A 2,830-nucleotide genomic window follows, 5' to 3' on the forward strand; every position below is an offset into this window, starting at 1 on the left:
TTTGGCATTTCTGCGGCGTGGCAATCAACTTTAAAGTTGAGCAAAAATCGCTTGCACGTCCGCAGGAAATGCTTGTTATACCGCGGTTTAGTTTAGTAATTCAGGATGTTTTTTCAAATAAACCCAAGCCCAGGGTTGTATGTTGTAAGCAAAATATGCATCGGCTGTACCCAGACTTGAAGATCGAAATAAAATATTTTTTGCAACCAACCCCCCAGCTATTCCATCCATAGAACCTAACTGCAATGATTGTGTGTCTTGATCGAAATATTTTTTTAAAACTTTTTTCTCTGTAGAAGAAAGTGTTTTTAGTTGTTTAGAGTAAACTAATGTGTATCGCCAATCATTGATACTTCCCTGTATTGGTTCGAATAGAAAGGCTAAACCATTGGTTAGTAGTAAAATGCCAGAAACTAAAAAAACTCCTCCAATCCATCCTCTATAAGAATCGACAATTGATTTTAATCCAAGTTCATTAAGCCATGTTTCAGGAGAAAAAATCAAAACGCCAGATACCAGCAATATTGAAAACAAATATCGTGGCTTAAGCTTTAACCATTCTTTAATTGTTGATAACGAAATATCAGACATATCTAAGCTGCTTTTTCAGAAGGTATAGTGGTTATACTGTATGTTCAATGGTATTTCTATTTAATATTAAATCAGTCCCCAAATAATTCCTTTTTTAACTCTATCCATGCTTTTTCAGGTGCTAAAGGAGTTGGCGAACCTTTAGAAATTGGCTTGTTAACTTCTATAAATCCATGTTTACAATCTTCTTCATCAAACTCGAGTTTGCTAATTAATTTTTTCATCCTCTTAATCACACCTGGAGCTAAAAATCCACTCTTTGGCGTGAAGTATGGATATTTATCCAAATCAACAGATTGCATACCACTTCTGTTGTTTGGACCATTTATATCCAGATAGCATACATGATAATACAATCTTAATGCCAGCTCATGGCTTTTTCTTTTCTCTAAATTCTTAGCCATATTTAATCTGTAATTTCTAGCAAAACCCCAATCACCTGAAAACTCAGCCTCAACAGCTTGATCATTTAGCACACGAAATTCTACATCATAATCAGCAGGTTCTTTACCAAATCTTTCACGCATTCCATCACGAATTCGTTTTTCCCTCGCCTTTTCTTTTAAATAAATATCATGACTACCATTTTTAATCGCCCATTCTTCTTCAATAATATCCAACTGATCTTCTCTTACAATTATATCAACTTCATCATAAGGTCTAGTTCTCTTATAAATATAATTCTCACATTTAAGACATTTAGTTTTTCTTTTAGGCATCTTTTCCAATTTCTCTTCACAGTATGGACAGATCGCATTGGTGTTGCCTACATGTTTACTAAAAGACGAGCCATAATCAGTTTTCTTTACCGTTGTCTCAGAACTACCAAATAGATTTTTAAAGAAATTGGTCAAACTCATGATTTGAGATTATGTTTTAAAGCGGTATAACGGCCCGCAAATAAGCGGCGCGGCTAAGTCTATGAATATTAGCATCTAAAAGTAATCGCGACCGCTTGATTTGCTTTGTTAGGCAACATTATGATGATTTCATAGTGCTGATTAAAAAATGTAACGTTCCTTTCATTTTTATCAACATCCCTTTTAACTGTTGCTCGGTATAATGACTCTTCACCGAATGTGTAATTCCTTGAAATAAATCGATAAATGATAAAACTGACTTGACATCAGCAAGAAGAAAATCTTGGAACATTTTATTGTTATAATTCCGAGATATGTAAAGTATTTTTGCCTTTCTGGTTGGCCTATCATTATGAAAATGGTTTGGATCATCAGTCCAATTAGATACTTGATTGTTTGGCGCGAGTTGGTGAAGGACATGTGTGAAAAGTTCTCTTAATGATGTACCAAAGTGACGCACTTTATCTGGATTAGAAGAATTTATAGTTTTTTCAGCACCTTCTAACATATCAACAAGTCCTTCATTTAAATCAAACAGCATTTTTTTCAATTCATCGTCTTCTTGCTCTTCTTTTTGTTCGAGATATACATTTTTCTCTTCGTAGTGAGGTAGATGAAATTTGTCAGATATTGCTAAATCATCTAACAGTGAACCGGATCTTAGTAATTGACCAGAGCTAATATTTAACAGATCATTATTGATATGAAAACCTGAAGAAATTTCATTTTCTAAAGCAATCATTGAACCAAATTTTGAAAAAGAATTTGAGAAATCTGTTATTACTTCTGTAGCATTTAATGAAAAATTTGATTCAATGCATTTACCAATTATGTCGAGGTTTAAATAAGTGGACTCTGACAATAAAGCGCTTGAAGCTAAGTGATTAGTTGATATTTCCAAGTTCGGAAATATAGCAGATCCTTTAACTTCATCAATTGAAAGATCAAGTTTTAAGGGGTCAAACTTTTCACTCCAAGATCTATCAACCGCAAATATTTCGTTAACAGAATTTGATATTTTTAAAGGATCGTTTACAAGACTAGATATTCCTTCATTTACATTTATTATTGATTGAGCATCAAAAACTTCTGATTTAATGGCATCTAAACCAAGCGAAGGATTGAGTATATCTGTATCAATTTTCAAAGCGTCGGTTTGAAATAAATTTTTCGAGTCATTTAATATATCATTTGCCAAATTTATTTCTGGGGATATTTGAAATGCATTAATCTTTCCATCATAAGCAGTTAAATCGAATACATTGTTCTTGATCTTTTCAAAAGAGTTTTGAAGACCTTCGACATTCAAGTCTACTTCGATACTATGTCTTTTATTTTCTTTTCCGCGATTCATATCAAGAATTGGATTTAATGTTGCC

3 protein-coding genes are annotated in these 2,830 nt (G+C 33.0%); all 3 read right to left on the reverse strand.

Annotation, left to right across the window (positions count from 1 at the left end; all coding sequences use genetic code 11):
- Positions 1–87: 87 nt before the first annotated feature.
- Positions 88–591: a super-infection exclusion protein B gene (locus QA596_12795; protein ID MDG5768329.1), complete on the reverse strand. Its 504-nt coding sequence runs from the start codon at positions 589–591 to the stop codon at positions 88–90.
- A gap of 71 nt (positions 592–662) precedes the next feature.
- Entirely contained in the window at positions 663–1,451 is a 789-nt protein-coding gene (locus tag QA596_12800; GenBank protein ID MDG5768330.1) for a hypothetical protein, read from the reverse strand.
- Positions 1,452–1,569: 118 nt separating this feature from the next.
- Positions 1,570–2,830: hypothetical protein (locus QA596_12805; protein MDG5768331.1), on the reverse strand; the 1,261-nt coding region annotated here is incomplete at its 5' end.

The sequence above is a fragment of the Balneolales bacterium ANBcel1 genome, assembly GCA_029688905.1.
In the GTDB taxonomy this organism is placed as follows: Bacteria; Bacteroidota; Rhodothermia; order Balneolales; family Natronogracilivirgulaceae; genus SLLW01.

Coding starts and splice junctions, on each gene's coding strand:
- QA596_12795 (MDG5768329.1), bottom strand. CDS start 591: ATGTCTGATATTTCGTTATCAACAATTAAAGAATGGTTAAAGCTTAAG.
- QA596_12800 (MDG5768330.1), bottom strand. CDS start 1,451: ATGAGTTTGACCAATTTCTTTAAAAATCTATTTGGTAGTTCTGAGACA.